Source organism: Aurantiacibacter rhizosphaerae (assembly GCF_009807005.1).
GTDB classification, from domain to species: Bacteria; Pseudomonadota; Alphaproteobacteria; order Sphingomonadales; family Sphingomonadaceae; genus Alteraurantiacibacter; species Alteraurantiacibacter rhizosphaerae.
In genome coordinates this window covers 339,544-356,642 of record NZ_WUBR01000001.1, presented here as the reverse complement: position 1 = coordinate 356,642, position 17,099 = coordinate 339,544, and the positions used below count along the sequence as shown (strand labels likewise).

The window sequence follows — 17,099 nt, the reverse complement described above, 5'->3', positions numbered from 1 at the left end:
GTTTGTGTTCCGAAAGTTACATCCGGAACACGCCGAATTGCGGGCGGTCCGGTATCGGCGCTTCCAGCGCGGCGGCCAGGCTGAGGCCCAGCACGTCGCGGGTCTGCACCGGATCGATGACGCCATCATCCCACAACCGCGCCGTGGCGTAGTAGGGATTTCCCTCGTCCTCGTACTTCTGGCGGATCGGGGCCTTGAACTCCTCCGCCTCCTCATCGCTCCACTTGTCCGCGTCGCGGTGCACCGTCGCCAGCACGCTGGCGGCTTGTTCGCCGCCCATCACGGAGATGCGCGCATTGGGCCAGGTGAACATGAAGCGCGGGGAATAGGCGCGCCCGCACATGCCGTAATTGCCCGCGCCGAAACTGCCGCCGATCACCACGGTGATCTTTGGCACCTGCGCTGTGGCGACTGCCGTCACCAGCTTCGCGCCATGCTTGGCGATGCCTTCTGCCTCGTATTTCCCGCCCACCATGAAGCCGGAGACGTTCTGCAGGAACAGCAGCGGAATGCCGCGTTGGCACGCGAGCTCGATGAAATGCGCGCCCTTCTGCGCGCTTTCGGAGAAGATCACGCCGTTGTTGGCGAGAATGGCGACGGGCATCCCCCACACATGGGCAAAGCCGCACACGAGGGTGGAGCCGTATTCCTTCTTGAACTCGTGAAACTCGCTGCCATCCACGATCCGCGCGATTACCTCATGCACGTCATAGGGCGCGCGCACATCGTCGGGGATGATCGAGTAGAGATCCTCGGCGTCGAACTTCGGCGGACGAGGCTCCCTCAAGTCAACTTGAGCTTTTGTGGAAATCCCTAAATGTGACACGATATCGCGCACGATGGTGAGGGCGTGCTCGTCATTCTCGGCAAGGTGATCCACCACGCCCGATTTCTTCGCGTGCAGCGCCCCGCCGCCCAGATCCTCTGCGCTGATTTCCTCGCCTGTAGCGGCCTTCACCAGAGGCGGCCCGGCCAGGAAGATGGTGCCCTGCTCACGCACGATCACGCTCTCGTCGCTCATGGCGGGCACATAGGCGCCGCCCGCGGTGCAACTGCCCATCACGCAGGCGATTTGCGGAATGCCCATCGAACTCATCTGAGCCTGATTATAGAAGATGCGACCGAAATGATCGCGGTCCGGGAAGACTTCAGCCTGAAACGGCAGGTTCGCCCCTCCGCTGTCGACAAGGTAGATACACGGCAGGCGGTTTTCCTGCGCGATCTCCTGCGCGCGAAGGTGCTTCTTCACCGTCATCGGGTAATAGCTGCCGCCCTTCACCATGGGATCGTTGCAGGCGATCATCACCTGCCTCCCGCTGACGCGCCCTATCCCGGCGATCATCGATGCGCCGTTCACATCGCCGCCATACATGCCGTTTGCCGCAAGCTGACCGATCTCAAGAAAGGGCGAACCGGGATCGAGCAACCGCTCCACCCGCTCCCGCGGCAACAGCTTCCCGCGCGACACGTGCCGCTCGCGATGCTTCTCGCTGCCGCCCAGCGCAGCCTCGGCCACCTTGTCGCGCAGTTCCTGTGCCAGCGCGCGATTATGCGCGGCGCGCGCCTTCGCTTCGGGGCTGTCGGTGTCGAGGGTGGAGGTGAGTACGGGTGCTGTCATTTTGTCTCGGTTTCAAGATGCTCGGCAAAGAAGGGCAGCACCTTTGTGCGGATACGCTCGCGGATGCGGTTGCCGTGGTCGCCTTCGTATAGCTCAAAGTCGTAGTCCACGCCGAAGTGGTCCAGCTGTTCGCGCCACAGGCGGTTGGGTTCAAGCAGGAAATCCTCGTCGCCGATATCCATTGCAAAGGCTTCAAGCCCGTTCAGCTCGGGCAGGAATTGTGGCAGCAGCACGATCGGCGAATTGGCGGCGAGGCGGTAGTTCACCATCGGGTCCAGCGTGCCGTCCTCCTGCAGGCCTGTGTCCACCTTCAGGAAGCCTTCGCCGGTTGGATCGGGTGACCATGTGGCGAGGGTGGAAATCTGCGCCAGCCCCGCGAAGTCTGCATTGGCGACCTCGTCTTCCGTCATACCCTCGATACGAGCGGCGTCCTCTGCCGTGATCGTCATCGGTTCCAGGCAGCAGGCGCTCATCATGTAGATGGAGGAGAAGATGCCGGGACGCTGCATGGCAATGCGCGCGGTGCCGTAACCGCCCATGGAATGCCCCGCCAGCCCGCGCGATGCGGGATCGGCAAGTGTGCGGTAATTGGTATCGACCCAGTTCACCAGATCGTCCGCCACCATGCTCTCGTAATCGCCCACGGTGGGGCCGGAGGAATAGAAGCCGCCGCGCCGCAGCGAGAAACCGTCAGGCATCACCATGATGAAATCATGCCCCGCCTCGCTGGCGGCCTGCACCGCTTCGTCCAGCCGGAAACCTTCCTGCTGCGCTGCGGCCGGCATCCAGTAGCCGTGCAGGAAATAGACCACTGGATAACGCTTGCCCGTATTCTCGTCATAGCCGGGAGGGGTAACGACGAAGACGGTTCGCTCGGTCGAATTGCCCTCGATATTGCCGGCAAGCGACGGCGCTTCGAAAGTCAGCTCGGCCACGCGCGCGCTTTCCTGCGCGGCGGCGGGCGTAATGGCTGGCACGGCCAGCAGCAGCGCAGTGGCTGCGGCGATAACGGACTTCATGATCTCTCTCCCTCGATCCGGCCTATCCGGCACCGATCAGTTCTCTGCCGATCAGCATTCGCCTGATTTCGTTCGTGCCTGCGCCGATGTCCAGCAGCTTTGCATCGCGCAGATAGCGTTCCACCGGCCAATCAGTGGTGTATCCCGCGCCGCCCAGAGCCTGAATAGCCTCCCCGGCAACGCGGAAAGCGTTTTCCGAGGACAGCAGGATTGCGCCTGCCGCATCGAAACGCGTTGTCTTGCCATTGTCGCAGGCGCGGGCAACGGCATAGGTGTAGGCGCGCGCCGATTGCAGGGCGACATACATGTCCGCGACCTTGGCCTGGATAAGCTGGAAGTCGCCGATCCGCTTGCCGAACTGGTTCCGCTCCCGAACGTAGGGAATGACGGTGTCGAGGCAGGCCTGCATGATGCCCAGCTGCACGCCTGACAGCACCACGCGCTCGTAATCCAGCCCGCTCATCAGCACCTGCACGCCCTTGCCCACTTCGCCCAGCACGTTCTCTTCCGGCACATGGCAGTCCTCGAACACCAGTTCGGATGTGATGGAGCCGCGCATGCCCATCTTCTCGATCTTCTGGCCGGGGGAGAAGCCTTCCATGTCCTTCTCGATCAGGAAGGCGGTGATGCCCTTGCTGCCTGCGTCGGCATCGGTCTTGGCATAGACCACCAGCGTTTCTGCCACATGGCCGTTGGTGATCCAGAACTTGGTGCCGTTCAGCAGATAGCCGCCCTGAACGGTGTCGGCCTTCAGCTTCATCGATACCACGTCCGATCCTGCGCCCGGCTCGCTCATCGCCAGTGCGCCCACATGGTCGCCGGAGATCAGGCCGGGCAAATATTTCGCCTTCTGCTGCGCATTGCCCCAGCGGGCGATTTGGTTGACGCACAGGTTGGAGTGCGCGCCGTAAGACAGGCCGATGGATGCGCTGGCCCGGCTCACCTCTTCCACCGCGATGGTATGTTCCAGATAGCCAAGCCCGGTGCCGCCGTCTTCCTCGCTCACCGTCATGCCGTGCAGGCCCAGTTCGCCCATTTCGGGCCAGAGTTCCTGCGGAAACCAGTCTTCCCGATCCGTTTTCGCGGCCAGCGGCGCGATGCGATCATCGGCGAAACGGGCCACGGTTTCGCGGATCATCTGGGCTTCTTCGGTCAGGCCGAAATCGAAATCGGGCGTGGCGCGCATGGTTTTTCAAACTCCTGTATGTGCAACCGCCTGTAGCAAGCGCGCAACGCAAGGCAAACAGGTTACACCCGCAACTTCCGCCAAACGCTTTGAATCCGGTGCGGCAATAGTTAAGTAGCCCGCAATGAAATTGCGCGAGCCCATCGAATCACCGGGTATGCCCGAACCTGTCAGCGAATTTGCTGACGAGGCCCGCCGCCTTGGCGTGGTGGCCAGCTTCGAAGCGGAGGCGCTGGAGGACGATCCGGAGCTTCAGGCCATCGTCGAATTTGCCGCAAAGCTGTGCAATTCGCCGGTTTCGATGGTGACGCTGCTGGAACAGGAAAAGCAGCGTTTTCTTGCAAAACGCGGGATCGATGCGCGCGAAACGCGCCGCGACGTGGCATTCTGCAACCATACGCTCGGTTCTTCCGATCTGCTCGAAGTGCCCGACGCGCCAGAGGATCCGCGCTTTGCCGACAACCCGCTTGTCGTCGATCCGCCCGAAGTGCGCTATTACGCAGGCCAGCCGCTGGTGTCAGAGGAGGGCGCATCGCTGGGCACCTTGTGCGTTATCGATACCAAGGCGCACAAGGAACCGTTGAGCGAATTTCAGCGCGACGGGCTGGCAGTGCTGGCAAAGGCAGCAGTGCGGCGGCTGGAAACACGCCGCTCCACCCTGCACGCCAAACGCATCATTGCAGAGCGCGAGGAACGCCTGCTGCGTATGATCGAGGGCGTGCCGCAAATCGCCTGGTCTGCCGATAACGAGGGCAATTTCGATTACTTCAACAAGCGCTGGGTAGAGGTGGCCGGAGCGCCGCCACCCAGGACAGCGGACGAATGGCGCAAGTTCGTGCATCCCGATGATGTTGAAGAGACGTTCACTCGCTGGGATGCCACCTTCGCCGCAGGCGAGGAGTTCGAGGCGGAATACAGGTTCAAATGCGCCGATGGGTCATGGCGCTGGATGCTCAGCCTGGCCGTGCCGGTTTCGGAACGGGAGGGCGATCCGCTGCGCTGGTTCGGCACCGTCACCGATATCGACGAAACGCGCAACGCGCTTGAAGAACGTGACCTGCTGGCGAAGGAGCTGGCGCACAGGATTAAGAACATCTTCGCCGTGGTGATCGGCCTTGCTTCCTTGCAGGCGCGAAAATCGCCGGAGAACGCGCCTTTCGTGAAGGAATTGACGCAGGCCCTGCGCGCACTGGGCCGCGCGCATGAATTCGTGCGCCCGCAGGAAGGACCGCAGCAGGAAAGCCTTTCGGGCCTGCTGCAGGCGCTGTTCGCCCCCTATGCTGACGCAGAGGGCGAACCGCGCGTGAAGGTGAGCGGCGCGGATTTCGCAATCAGTGCGCGCGTCGCCACGCCATTGGCGCTGGTGTTCCACGAACTGGCCACCAACTCGGCCAAATATGGCGCGCTTTCGGTGGATGGGGGCCATGTGGATCTGGCCATCGCCGACAATGGCGATGCCCTTGCACTGGCCTGGCGCGAACATGGCGGGCCGCCCGTGCGCGATCCCGACGGAACCGGCTTTGGCTCTCGACTGGTGGAAATGAGCGTAACGGGCCAGTTGCAGGGCAGCTGGGATCGCCAGTTCGCCAAAGACGGTCTGGTCGTCGATTTCTCTCTGCCAAAAGCCGCGCTGACCACCTGAATGACCCCTGCGCCGCCTGCATTCCTGCGGTTCGAGACGCTGAGCAAAACCTATGACGATGTGCACGCCGTGCGCGATGTCTCGCTGGCTATCGAAAGCGGCGAGTTCGTGGCGCTGGTGGGCGCATCCGGCTCTGGCAAATCGACGCTGTTGAAATGCATCAACCGGTTGGTGGAGCCGACCTTCGGCCGCGTATTGCTGGATGGGGAGGATGTGCTGGCAGGCCCTGCCCCGCTGATCCGCCGCCGCATCGGTTATGTGTTTCAGGGCATCGGCCTGTTTCCGCATATGAGCGTGGCGCAGAACATCGCCCTTACCCCGCGCCTTGTTGGGGAGAGCCTGACTGATGCGCGCATCGCCGAATTGCTGGAACTGGTGGAGCTGCACCCCGCAATGGCCAGCCGCCTTCCCGCAGAACTTTCCGGCGGACAGCGCCAGCGCGTGGGCGTGGCGCGCGCGCTGGCGGGCGATTCGCACCTGTTGCTGATGGATGAGCCTTTCGGCGCGCTGGACCCGATCACCCGCGGCCAGTTGGGGCAGCGGGTGCGCGGCCTGCACCGCGAACTTGGGCTGACCACCGTGATGGTGACGCATGACATGGCCGAGGCCCTGCTGCTGGCCAGCCGCGTGCTGGTGATGGACGGCGGGCAAATCGTCGCTGACGAGACGCCCTCTGCCCTGCTGGCCGGAAAGGGCGGCCTCGTGGCGCAGGCGCTGGTGGAGGTGCCGCGCGAACAGGCCCGCCAGCTTGCAGGCATGGGCGAATGAGCCCGCTGCTGGAGGCCGTTCTGAACCTTGGCCCGCAGCTGGCCGAGCATGTTCTGCTATGCGCTGCTGCCGTGGCGCTGGGCATCGCCGTGGCGCTGCCGCTGGCGGTGTGGTCCAGCCGTTCGGCAACGGTGGCGAAGGTGGCACTCGGGTTTGCCAGCCTTGTGCAAACCATCCCCGCGCTTGCGCTGCTGGCGCTGTTCTTCCCCATCCTGTTGGCGGCCCGCTCCATCTTCGGGCCGGATCTGCCGACGCTGGGCTTTCTGCCGGCATGGCTGGCGCTGGCGCTTTATGCGCTGCTGCCCATCCTGCGCAACGCGGTGACCGCGCTGGCCAATCTGGATGACGAACTGATCGAGGCAGCAGACGGGCTGGGCATGACAGCGTGGCAGAAACTGCGGCTGGTGCAGGCGCCACTGGCCGCGCCTTTCGTGATGGCGGGCATCCGCACGGCCAGCGTGTGGACCATCGGCGCGGCAACGCTGGCCACCACCATCGGGCAGCGCTCTCTCGGCGACCCTATCTTTGCCGGATTGCAGACGCAGAACTGGGTGCTGGTGCTGGCCGGCTGCATTGCCAGCGCCGGGTTGGCGTTAGTGGCAGATGCGCTGTTCGGCATGGTGGAGCGCGGCTTTGCCACCCGCCGCCCGGGGCTGGTGATCGCCGGTGCCGCGCTGGCGCTGGCAGGCATCGCCGGGGCCGCTGCCAGCACGGTGGATTGGCGCGGCGATGGGCGGGAAAACGTGGTGATCGGGGCCAAGAGTTTTTCGGAGCAATATATCCTCGCCCGCGCCATCGGCTCTGTTCTGGAAGATGCAGGCTACGGCGTGGAATATCGCGAGGGGCTGGGATCGGCGGTGGTGCACAATGCCGTGGCCAGCAGCGCCATCGATATCTCCGTTGATTACACCGGCACGCTATGGACCAACACGCTGGAGCGAACGGACAATCCGGGCCGCGCCGCCATGTATGAGAAAATCGTGCAGTGGGAGGATGCAAACACCGGCGTGCGCGTGCTGGGCAGGCTGGGCTTCGAAAACGCCTATGGCCTGGCCGTCACGCAGGAAACCGCCGAGAGGTATGGGCTAAGTTCGATTGCCGATCTGGCCAGCGTTGCCCCGCAATTGACCATCGGCGGCGATCCTGAATGGTTCGAGCGGCCCGAATGGAACGCCGTGCGCGATGCCTATGGCCTCAGCTTTGGCGATCAGCGCACCTATTCACCCACCTTCATGTATAACGCGCTGCTATCGGGAGAGGCCGACGTGATCAGCGCATACACCTCCGACGGGCGCATCGCGGCCCGCAATCTGGTGGTACTGTCAGACCCGCAGGAGGCGCTGCCATCCTATGATGCGATCCTGCTGCTGTCTCCGCGCGTGGCAGGCGATGCCGCGTTGGCAGATGCGCTGCAGCCGCTGCTGGGCGCCGTGGATGTGGAGACGATGCGAGAGGCGAATTACACGGTAGACCGGCAGGACGACAAATGGTCACCCGCGCGCGCGGGCCAATGGCTGCTGGACCGTATCGAGCGCTAGGGCGCGACGAAACCTGCGCCATCGGGCCAGTCCGGCCCGGCCAGCCCCAGCACCTTGAACAGATCGCCCATCTGAGCGGGCGCAATCAGGCGATCGCGCGCGCGCATCAGGGCATCGCTGTGTTGCGGGGCGAAATCGGCCAGTGCCGCTGCCCGGTCCCGAATGCCCAGCCGTTCCAGCCATTCGCCCTGCGTCACCGTGCCCAATACGCGGGCATCGCGGGCGCGAGCGATCTGCTCCATCTGCAGGAAATCGATATGGGCGGTAAGGTCGCTGTCGCCCGGCGCATCCAGCACGCCGATTTTCCGATGATCCTTCACCGCCTGCAAGGTGGAACCGCTGCGGCCGTGGGTATAGCCGTAATCGATGAACAGTGCCGCGCCGCCCTGCGTGGCCAGCCGTCCGGCAACTTCGTACATGATCGTGGCGCAGGCGGGGGAGGTTTCCACCACCGTACCCGGCGGATCGCCACGGCGCGCCTCGGGAACGGCGGAATCCATCGGCTGGCGGCCCGGCATTTCCAGGAAATTGCCTGCGGCATCCACGCCCACCATGATTTCTCGCCAGCCGTCATTGGTGTTCACCAGCTGGCGCACGGGCAGCGCATCGAGAAATTCATTGGCCACCAGCAGGATCGGCCCCTCCATCGGCACGGTGGAGAGGTCCATGTGATGGAACGCGCCCGGCACGGCGGCCAGTTGCAAATCGCGCATGTTGCGGGAGGTTTCGACAAGATGCACCCGCGGGGTCAAGCCATAACGTTTCATCGCCCGCTGCGCATCGCGCGCCAGCGTGCCCCTGCCCGGCCCCAGCTCCACGTAATGCACAGGCTCTGTCCGCCCGGCCCTGATCCACATATCGGCCAGCCACAGGCCGATCAGCTCTCCGAACATCTGGCTGATTTCGGGCGCGGTGATGAAGTCGCCGCCGTGCTCTCCGGCACCGCCAATCACGCGCTTTTCAGTGTAATAGCGCATGTTCGATTCGCCCATGAAATGCATGAGGCTGATCGGGCCGGTGCTGGCAATCAGGCGGCGAAAGGTGTCGCTGAGGTTGCGCTTGGCGTCTTCTTCTCTGAGGTCGCTCAAATGGCCTCCTGTCGCCCTACCTTGCAGGCCGCGCAGCCGGGGCCGATGTGGCAGCCCCGCTGGCAATAGGTTTGCGCATCAGGGAATATATGACGAGGCCCACGCCCAGCAGGATAAGGGGAATGGTCAACCACTGCCCCATGCTGAGGCCGGTGCGCGCGGCAAATTCGGTAAGCTGAGCATCCGGCTGGCGGAAGAATTCCACCACGAAGCGTGCGCAGGAAATCACCGTGGTGAACATCCCCACCAGGAAAGCCGGGCGATAGCGTGCGCGTGTCAGCCAGAACAGGCACAGCATGATGACGACGACCAGCAGCCCTTCGCCCAGCGCCTGATACAGCTGGCTGGGATGGCGCGGCACCAGGCTGGAAAGGCAGGTGCCACCGGGCCCGCGTCCCTGGTCGCAAAAGGTCATCGCCCAGGGAACATCGGGGCTGGCAGGCCGGCCCCACAGCTCTCCATTGATGAAATTGGCCAGCCGCCCGAACATCATGCCAAAGCCCACGTTCACCGCGATATAATCGGCCACGCGGATGAACGGCAGTCCGCCGCGCCAGCTGACGAAGGCGATGGCCGCCACCACGCCCACCAGTCCGCCATGGAAGCTCATCCCGCCGTCCCACAGGCGCAGCACTTTCCAGCTGATGAGGCCATCGCCCGAGAAATCCGTCCAGTGGCCGGGTTCATAGAAGGTGACATAGCCCAGCCGCCCGCCGATGATGATGCCCAGCGTGCAGTAGAAGAACAGGTCGTCCACATGCACCTGCGCCATCGGAGCGCCGGGCGCCTTGATCATCCGGGAAAGGTGCCAGTAGCCAAGGATGATTCCGGCCAGATAGGCGAGCGAGTAATATTTCAGCTCGAAAAAGCCGAGGTCGATCCCGGTTTGCAGACCCAGGTCCTGCCATCGAATGACTTCGCCGCCTGTCGCTGCCAGAAGATCAAGAATCACCATGCGCCCCTAAAGCTTGCCGGGGCGCAGTCCGCCCCCTTTTTTCAAGCTTCGCGCTTTGGCACAGGCCCGCGCGGCATGAAACCCCTATCACAGGGCAGCAAACACCTTTGCAATGCAGGCCGCGGCGGCCTATCTCGGCAAGTGTGAGCCTGCCCAACATCCCCAAGCAACGCGCCATCATCGACCGGCGCAAGCTATCCGCCGCCATTTCCGATATCGTTGCCGATAAAGGTGCAATGGAAGGCCGACAGGCCATCGTCGAACAATTGCGAACGGCGCTGGAGTCCGGCCGTACGGAGCTGGAGCGGCGGCTGCTGGAAAAGCCGGGCGCAGGGCATGAAAGCGCCAACGGCCACGCTTTCCTGCACGATCAGCTGATCCGCATCGTGCACGATCACGTGATCGACGATGTCTACCCGGTCGGCAATCGCAGCATGGGTGAACGCCTGGCGCTGGTGGCCGTCGGCGGATACGGGCGCGGCGAAATGTCGCCGCATTCGGACATCGATATCGCCTTCGTCACGCCGGACAAGCCAACATCATGGTGCGAACAGGTGATCGAGGCGATCCTGTATTACTTGTGGGACCTCAGCCTGACGGTGGGCCATTCCAGCCGTTCCCTGAACGAGGTGACGCGCATGGCGCGCGAGGATGTCACCATCCGCACCGCCCTGCTGGAAGGCCGCTTCTTGTGGGGCGATCAGGATGTGTACGATGCCGCCAGCAACCGCTTCTGGGCGGAGGTCGTGCCCGGAACAGAGGGCCGCTTCATCGCTGAAAAGCTGGCAGAGCGCGATGCCCGGCACCGGCGCATGGGGGATTCGCGCTATGTGGTGGAACCCAATGTGAAGGACGGCAAGGGCGGCCTGCGCGATCTGCAGACACTGTACTGGATCGGCAAATACAAATACCGCGTCAGAAGCGCGCGCGAACTGGTGGACAAGGGGCTGTTCACGCAGAAGGAATATCGCAGCTTCCGGCGCGCCGAAGGCTTTCTGCTGGCGGTGCGCGCGCATCTGCATACGATCGCCAATCGCGGGGAAGACCGGCTGACCTTCGATCTGCAGCGCGAAGTTGCGCGGCGCATGAATTATGCGGACCGGCCCGGCAAAAGCGCCGTGGAACGCTTCATGCAGTTCTATTTCCTGCAGGCAAAGCACGTGGGCCACCTGACCGGCGTTTTCCTCTCGCATATCGAGGAGGAAACGCAGAGCCGCAGCCGCATCAGCGAATTCCTGTCCTCGCTCAAACCCTCCCGGATGATCGACGGTTATCCGGTGGAGGGCGGAAAGATCGCCGCCCCTTCGGACGACTGGTTCGCGCAGGATCCCGTGCGCCTGATCGAGGTTTTCACCCTGGCAGAGCGTGAAGGGCTGGAGGTGCATCCCTCCACCATCCGCATCGCCCGCCGCGATGCCGGGCTGATCGATGCAAAGGTGCGCAAGGATGCCCGCGCCAATGCGCTGTTCGTGGAATTGCTGTCGGGCCGGAAAGACCCCGAAACCGTGCTGCGCTGGCTGAACGAGGCTGGCGTCTTTGGCCGTTTCGTGCCGGATTTCGGTAAGGTCAACGCGCAGATGCAGTTCGACATGTATCACCATTATACGGTGGACGAACACACCATCCGCGCCATCGGCCTGCTGAGCGAGATAGAGCGTGGAGAGCTGGCCGAGGATCACCCGCTGGCCACCGAAATGGTGCCGCTGATCAAGAACCGGCGCGTATTGTATCTCTCCGTCCTGCTGCACGATATCGCCAAGGGGCGCGGCGGCGATCATTCCGTGCTGGGTGCGGATGTGGCAAAGCGCGTGTGCCCCCGCCTGGGACTGGACGAGCAGGAAACCGATCTGGTCGCGTGGCTGGTGCGCTATCACCTGCTGATGAGCGCCACGGCCTTCAAGCGCGATCTTTCCGATCCCAAGACCATTATCGATTTCGTGTCGGAAGTGCAGAACCTGGAACGGCTGCGCCTGCTGACGGTGCTGACCATCGTGGATATCCGCGCGGTTGGCCCCGGCATCTGGAACAGCTGGAAACGCCAGCTGATCACCGATCTCTACGAAAATTCCGTGGAGCGGCTGCGCCTTGGCCACAAGGCTCATGGCCGCGACCGGAAGGTTTCCGCCAAGAAGGAAACCGTCACGCAGATGCTGGGATCGCAAGGCCATCTGGTGGAAGACCTGGATGATCGTTTCGACGATGCCTACTGGATTGCAGAGCCGGAAGACGTGATCGCGATCAACCTGCCGCATTACCAGGCGGCGCGCGCGGCGGATCACTCGCTATCCATCCACGCGCAATATTACGAGGCGCTGGGTGCCACGCTGGTGACCGTGATCGGTGATGACCATCCCGGCCTGTTCTTCCGCATTGCCGGCGCCATCAATCTGGCGGGCGGCAATATCATCGATGCGCGCATTCACACCAACAGGGTGGGCAAGGCGGTCGATAATTTCCTGGTGCTGGATCCGCTTGGCAAGCCTTTCCGCGAAGAACAGCAGTTGCAGCGGCTGAAGCAATCCATCGAGGATGCGCTGGCCAACAAGATCGACATGGTGCCGCGCCTGGCCAAGCGCCCCCTGAAGCGGAGCCGGGCGGAAAACTTCCGCGTGGCCCCGGTGGTCCTGTTCGATAATGATGCGTCCAACCGCTTCACCGTGATCGAGGTGAACGCCACGGATCGCCCCGCCCTGCTGAACCGCCTGACGCGCGCCATGTTCGAGAAAAGCCTGATCATCAATTCCGCCCACATCACCCAATATGGGGAACGCGCGGTGGATACGTTCTACGTGACAGACCTACTGGGCGGCAAGATCGTGGCGCAGGATCGGCTGGACAAGGTGGAACAGGCCCTGCTGGATGCAATCGCCGCGGGCGAGCCTGAGCCGGAGGATGCGCAGGCCGCCTAGCGATCAACGCATGCGTGACACGCGCAAGTAGCCCGATCGCCCGTCAAAACGCATTTCATAGGCGCCGCTCCAGTGGCGCGTGATCGTTGCGGTCCAGCCATCGCGCACCCGATTGCGCAGGGTGGACCCGTTGATTTCCCGCCATAGCTGGCCGTTATCAAGCAGCAGGACCTGCGAACGGCCCGATCCCTGCAACACCTCTGCCACCGCGGCAGTCATCGCAACGCCTTCTTCCTCGCGTTCCAGCACGGCATCTTCCTCGCGGAAGCCGAACACCTCCTCGCGGGTCTGTTCTTCCACCGCCTCGCGCTCTGCAATCACGACCTGCTGCGACTGGTAGGTCCGGTCAAAACACGCAAGCCGCGCCGCGTCATCCTGCGTGGCGGCGCATGCGGCATAGGGATCACCGTCCTGCGCCATTGCTGGTGCGGACAGCGCAAGAAAAGGAGCAAGTGCCGAAGCAAGAACGAAAATTGGGCGGATCATGAAGAAGTCCTGTCGGTGGATGGCGTTGCGCCCTTTTCCACCGTGATTGCCGCCAAGGTCAACTGCCGAGCTGATTAAAGCCTGCCGATCAGTCCCTTTGGCCAAACAGCGCTGTGCCCACGCGGATATGCGTTGCGCCCAGCATGATGGCGGTGGGATAATCGCCGCTCATCCCCATGGATCGGCCATCCAGCCCGTGATCGTCGGCAATCTTGGCCAGCAGGGCGAAATAGGGCGCAGCCTCTATGCCAAGCGGCGGCACGCACATCAGGCCCGTCACCGGGATATCGGCGCCGCGCGCCTGCTCCAGCAATTGGGGAAGATCGGCAATGGCGCATCCGCCCTTCTGCTCCTCCTCGCCAATATCCACCTGGATGAAGCACGGCAGCTGGCGACCCACCTTGTCGAATGCCTTGCCCAGCGCCTTTACCAGCGATGGGCGATCCAGCGAATGGATGCAGTCGAACAATTGCACCGCGTCCTCGGCCTTGTTCGATTGCAACTGGCCCACAAGGTGCAGTTCCGTGTCCGAGAACTGCTCTTTCAGGGCCGGCCATTTCTCCTGCGCTTCCTGCACCCGGTTCTCGCCGTAGACGCGCTGTCCCGCCTCCAGCAGCGGCGTGATCTCGTCTGCGGAATGCGTCTTGCTGACGGCAACCAGCGTCACTTCCTCCGGCTTGCGACGGGCGATCTTGCAGGTCTTGTCGATCTTGGCCTGCACTTCGGCAAGGCGGTCTGTGGCGTTTTCACTCATGCCCGCGCTATAGCGGGGCCATGAATGGTTTCCAGTCCCTCCCCCACCTTTGGCTGCTTTCGGATGAGCGGAACGATGACGTGCTGGATGCAAGGCTGGCCGAGTTTCAGCAGCCGGTGGGCCTTGTGTATCGCCATTATCACCTGCCACCCGAAGAACGTCTGGTGCGCTTCACGGCCTTGGCAGCGCAAGCCCGCAGGCACGGGCATCTCGTCATCCTGTCCGACAGCACGCTGACCGCGCGGGAATGGGGTGCCGACGGCGTGTATGGCGCACCCCGGTCGATCTATCCCACGCGGGCAGACATGCTGACCATCGCCACCGCGCATGACATGCAGGAGATCGCGCAGGCCAACCGTATCGGGGCAGACGCGGTGATGCTGTCGCCGGTTTTTCCCACCCGTTCCCACCCCGGCGGCGCAGTGCTTGGCCCGGCCAGGTTTCGGGCGCTGGCGCAATTTGCGCAGATGCCCGTCATTGCGCTGGGCGGGTTGACGCGGCAGAGCGCGCGGCGGCTGCGCTGGGATCGCTGGGCCGCTATTGACGGATTGAGCTAGCGCCCGAAACCATGCCGGGCCAAGGCAACACAAACAATTTGACCCCCGAGTCCCCCTGTGGGATTCTGGCAGGCGGGACGTATCGCAAGGGGACAGACCATGGCCAGCAGGGCCGCAAAACCAAGCGCGGACTGGCGCGCCGCATTTCGTCGCTCGCTGGCGCGCAGTGCGCAGCTTGCGGGCGCGGTGCTGTTGTTCGCGTTCACCATTTTCCTCGCCCTGTCGCTGATCAGCTATAGCCAGACCGATCCCTCGCTTTCCACGGCGGCTGGCAGCACGATCGACAACTGGATGGGCGCGCCCGGTGCCTTTGTCGCGGATCTGGCGCTGACGGCCTTTGGCTGGGTCTCCGTGCTGCTACTGCCGCTGGCCTATGTGTTTGCTCGCAAATTGTGGCGCGATGCCGATGCGGATGAGCATTGGGGCGGCGCATGGTGGCGTGCGGTGGGCATATTGCTCGTGGCTATCGTCCTGCTGGCCACAGCTTTTTCCTTGGTAACCGATCCGCGCGAACACAGCTGGCCCGCCGGTTTTGGTGGACTGGCCGGGCTGCTGGGCGCTGGCGGGCTGGAAGCCGTTGCTGGACTGCTGCCGGAGGGTGGCCGGTTCTGGGGCATGCTGGCCGGCGGGCTGGCCTGCCTTGTGGGCGGCGCGCTGCTGGCGGGCCGTGTCTTTGCGGTGGACTGGGCCAGCCTGCTGACCCTTCCCGATTGGGCGGGCAAGTTTCCCCGCCTCACCTCGCCTGCAAATCCCTTCAAACCGGAAGAGCCCCGGCGCGCCAAGCAACGCCGCGCCGCTGCAAGTGCGGAGGGCGCGGAGGACGATGCCGCCGAGACCCCCGCCCCATTTGCAGACCGCAGGCCGGTGGAAATTGCCGATCCCGCTGCCCCGCCGCGCCGGGCCAAGCCATCGCCCAAGACGCAGCAAAAGGACATGTTCGCCGACTACGACCTGCCCAGCCTCGATCTGCTGGAGGAAGGCGAAACCAACCAGGCACCCCCGCTCGACAAGCTGGCGCTGGAGCGCAACGCCCGCCTGCTGGAAACCGTGCTCGACGATTTCAACGTCAAGGGAGAGATCACCGCGGTAAAAACCGGCCCCGTCGTCACCATGTACGAACTGGAGCCTGCCCCCGGCATCAAGGCCAGCCGCGTGGTGGGCCTGGCCGAAGACATCGCCCGCAACATGAGCGCGATCAGCGCCCGCGTGGCGCCCATTCCGGGCAAGACGGTGATGGGTATCGAACTGCCCAACACCAACCGGCAGACCGTCAATTTCCGCGAATTGTGCGAGAGCGAGGCCTTTGTCGATGCCAAGGGCGGACTGCCGATCATCCTGGGCAAGGGCATTTCGGGCGATCCCATCGTGGCCGATCTTGCCGCCATGCCGCATCTGCTGGTGGCGGGCACCACCGGTTCGGGCAAATCCGTTGGCCTCAATGCGATCCTGCTCAGCCTGCTCTACAAGTTCACGCCCGTGGAATGCCGCCTGATCCTGATCGATCCCAAGGTGCTGGAGCTGAAAAGCTACGATGACATCCCGCACCTGCTCGCCCCCGTGGTGACGGAGCCGCACAAGTCGGTACGTTCCCTGAAATGGGCGGTGGAGGAGATGGAGAAGCGCTATCGCATGATGAGCGAGATCGGCGCGCGCAACCTGCACGGCTTTAACGAGCGCGTGGCCGCTGCCGCCGCCAAGGGCGCGCCGCTTAAACGCACGGTGCAGACAGGTTACGACCCCGAAACCGGCGAAGCCATCGTGGAAGAGGCGGAACTGGATTACGAGGTTCTGCCGCAGATCGTGCTGATTGTGGACGAGCTGGCCGATCTGATGGTGGTGGTCGGCAAGGAAATCGAGGTGTTGATCCAGCGCCTTTCGCAAAAGAGCCGCGCGGCGGGCATCCACCTGATCATGGCGACGCAGCGCCCCTCGGTCGACGTGATTACCGGCGTGATCAAGGCCAACCTGCCCACCCGCATCAGCTTCAACGTCACCAGCCGCATCGACAGCCGCACCATCCTGGGTGAACAGGGCGCGGAGCAGTTGCTGGGCAAGGGCGACATGCTGTTCAAACCCAACACCGGCGCGATCAAGCGCGTGCACGGCCCATTCGTCTCCGACGAGGAGGTGGAGAAGGTGGCCGATCACTGGCGAAAGCAGGGTGAACCGGCCTATATCGATTCCGTTACCGAGGAGCCCGAAGACGGCGGCCTGTCCTTCGATGACGAGGTGACCGCGTCCGACAATCCGGAAGAGCGCAAGTATCGCCAGGCCTGCCAGTTCGTGATCGAGAACCAGAAGGCATCGGGTTCCTGGCTGCAACGGCAGATGGGCATCGGCTACAACACCGCGGCGAAACTGATCGAACGCATGGAGAGCGAAGGGCTGGTCGGCCCCGCCAACCACGTGGGGCGGCGCGAAATCTTCCGCGATCGGGATGGAAATCCGCTGTAGGCGCAATGCGCTACCCCTGGCGCTCCCGCTGTTGCCGAAACAGCGTTAACCCATGCATGCGGGATTTGGCGCAATGGAGCTTGTTTGCAGCATATGGTATGATCAGGCCCAAGAGTGCGTTTTAT

13 protein-coding genes are annotated in these 17,099 nt (G+C 63.5%); 6 read left to right on the top strand and 7 right to left on the bottom strand.

What is annotated here, in order from left to right; all coding sequences use genetic code 11:
• Positions 1-16: 16 nt before the first annotated feature.
• The 3 genes from GRF63_RS01675 to GRF63_RS01665 are packed head-to-tail and all read right to left on the bottom strand — an operon-like array spanning position 17 to position 3,823.
• Positions 17-1,618 carry a carboxyl transferase domain-containing protein gene (locus GRF63_RS01675; protein WP_160484279.1) on the bottom strand — a complete coding sequence of 534 codons (1,602 nt, stop codon included), beginning with the start codon at positions 1,616-1,618 and terminating at the stop codon, positions 17-19.
• Entirely contained in the window at positions 1,615-2,637 is a 1,023-nt protein-coding gene (locus GRF63_RS01670) for an alpha/beta hydrolase (protein ID WP_160484278.1), read from the bottom strand. Before GRF63_RS01670 ends, GRF63_RS01675 begins: the two co-directional genes overlap by 4 nt.
• 22 nt (positions 2,638-2,659) lie before the next feature.
• Positions 2,660-3,823 carry an isovaleryl-CoA dehydrogenase gene (locus GRF63_RS01665; RefSeq protein ID WP_160484277.1) on the bottom strand — a complete coding sequence of 388 codons (1,164 nt, stop codon included), beginning with the start codon at positions 3,821-3,823 and terminating at the stop codon, positions 2,660-2,662.
• A gap of 157 nt (positions 3,824-3,980) precedes the next feature.
• On the opposite strand from GRF63_RS01665, the gene GRF63_RS01660 reads away from it, so the two are divergent.
• The 3 genes from GRF63_RS01660 to GRF63_RS01650 are packed head-to-tail and all read left to right on the top strand — an operon-like array spanning position 3,981 to position 7,771.
• Positions 3,981-5,465: a sensor histidine kinase gene (locus tag GRF63_RS01660; RefSeq protein WP_160484276.1), complete on the top strand. Its 1,485-nt coding sequence runs from the start codon at positions 3,981-3,983 to the stop codon at positions 5,463-5,465.
• Positions 5,466-6,233, top strand: coding sequence for an ATP-binding cassette domain-containing protein (locus GRF63_RS01655; RefSeq protein WP_160484275.1), 768 nt, complete (start codon positions 5,466-5,468; stop codon positions 6,231-6,233). It begins immediately after the preceding gene.
• Positions 6,230-7,771 (top strand): ABC transporter permease/substrate-binding protein, encoded by a 1,542-nt coding sequence (locus tag GRF63_RS01650; RefSeq protein ID WP_160484274.1) that lies wholly within the window; start codon positions 6,230-6,232, stop codon positions 7,769-7,771. The genes GRF63_RS01655 and GRF63_RS01650 overlap by 4 nt, the downstream gene beginning before the upstream one ends.
• On the opposite strand, the gene GRF63_RS01645 is transcribed toward GRF63_RS01650, so the two are convergent.
• Positions 7,768-8,859, bottom strand: coding sequence for a class I SAM-dependent methyltransferase (locus GRF63_RS01645; protein WP_237392250.1), 1,092 nt, complete (start codon positions 8,857-8,859; stop codon positions 7,768-7,770). The genes GRF63_RS01650 and GRF63_RS01645 overlap by 4 nt on opposite strands.
• A gap of 16 nt (positions 8,860-8,875) precedes the next feature.
• Positions 8,876-9,814 (bottom strand): prolipoprotein diacylglyceryl transferase, encoded by a 939-nt coding sequence (gene lgt, locus GRF63_RS01640; RefSeq protein ID WP_160484273.1) that lies wholly within the window; start codon positions 9,812-9,814, stop codon positions 8,876-8,878.
• Between the two features lie 143 nt (positions 9,815-9,957).
• Between lgt and GRF63_RS01635 the strand changes: the two genes are divergently transcribed.
• Positions 9,958-12,723 carry a [protein-PII] uridylyltransferase gene (locus GRF63_RS01635; protein ID WP_160484272.1) on the top strand — a complete coding sequence of 922 codons (2,766 nt, stop codon included), beginning with the start codon at positions 9,958-9,960 and terminating at the stop codon, positions 12,721-12,723.
• A gap of 3 nt (positions 12,724-12,726) precedes the next feature.
• On the opposite strand, the gene GRF63_RS01630 is transcribed toward GRF63_RS01635, so the two are convergent.
• A complete protein-coding gene (locus GRF63_RS01630) occupies positions 12,727-13,209 on the bottom strand; it encodes a hypothetical protein (protein WP_160484271.1) in 483 nt (160 codons plus the stop codon).
• Between the two features lie 88 nt (positions 13,210-13,297).
• Entirely contained in the window at positions 13,298-13,963 is a 666-nt protein-coding gene (locus GRF63_RS01625; RefSeq protein ID WP_160484270.1) for a YggS family pyridoxal phosphate-dependent enzyme, read from the bottom strand.
• A 20-nt stretch (positions 13,964-13,983) separates the two neighbouring features.
• Between GRF63_RS01625 and GRF63_RS01620 the strand changes: the two genes are divergently transcribed.
• The gene (locus GRF63_RS01620) at positions 13,984-14,520 is read left to right on the top strand and encodes a thiamine phosphate synthase (RefSeq protein WP_160484269.1); all 537 of its coding nucleotides are present in this window, start codon (positions 13,984-13,986) and stop codon (positions 14,518-14,520) included.
• Between the two features lie 99 nt (positions 14,521-14,619).
• Positions 14,620-16,974 (top strand): DNA translocase FtsK, encoded by a 2,355-nt coding sequence (locus GRF63_RS01615; protein ID WP_160484268.1) that lies wholly within the window; start codon positions 14,620-14,622, stop codon positions 16,972-16,974.
• The last annotated feature ends 125 nt before the right edge of the window (positions 16,975-17,099 follow it).

What these genes read in the sequence shown, in the direction of transcription:
- GRF63_RS01675 (WP_160484279.1), bottom strand. Translation starts at nt 1,618, where the DNA reads ATGACAGCACCCGTACTCACCTCCACCCTCGACACCGACAGCCCCGAA.
- GRF63_RS01670 (WP_160484278.1), bottom strand. Translation starts at nt 2,637, where the DNA reads ATGAAGTCCGTTATCGCCGCAGCCACTGCGCTGCTGCTGGCCGTGCCA.
- GRF63_RS01665 (WP_160484277.1), bottom strand. Translation starts at nt 3,823, where the DNA reads ATGCGCGCCACGCCCGATTTCGATTTCGGCCTGACCGAAGAAGCCCAG.
- GRF63_RS01660 (WP_160484276.1), top strand. Translation starts at nt 3,981, where the DNA reads ATGCCCGAACCTGTCAGCGAATTTGCTGACGAGGCCCGCCGCCTTGGC.
- GRF63_RS01655 (WP_160484275.1), top strand. Translation starts at nt 5,466, where the DNA reads ATGACCCCTGCGCCGCCTGCATTCCTGCGGTTCGAGACGCTGAGCAAA.
- GRF63_RS01650 (WP_160484274.1), top strand. Translation starts at nt 6,230, where the DNA reads ATGAGCCCGCTGCTGGAGGCCGTTCTGAACCTTGGCCCGCAGCTGGCC.
- lgt (WP_160484273.1), bottom strand. Translation starts at nt 9,814, where the DNA reads ATGGTGATTCTTGATCTTCTGGCAGCGACAGGCGGCGAAGTCATTCGA.
- GRF63_RS01630 (WP_160484271.1), bottom strand. Translation starts at nt 13,209, where the DNA reads ATGATCCGCCCAATTTTCGTTCTTGCTTCGGCACTTGCTCCTTTTCTT.
- GRF63_RS01625 (WP_160484270.1), bottom strand. Translation starts at nt 13,963, where the DNA reads ATGAGTGAAAACGCCACAGACCGCCTTGCCGAAGTGCAGGCCAAGATC.
- GRF63_RS01620 (WP_160484269.1), top strand. Translation starts at nt 13,984, where the DNA reads ATGAATGGTTTCCAGTCCCTCCCCCACCTTTGGCTGCTTTCGGATGAG.
- GRF63_RS01615 (WP_160484268.1), top strand. Translation starts at nt 14,620, where the DNA reads ATGGCCAGCAGGGCCGCAAAACCAAGCGCGGACTGGCGCGCCGCATTT.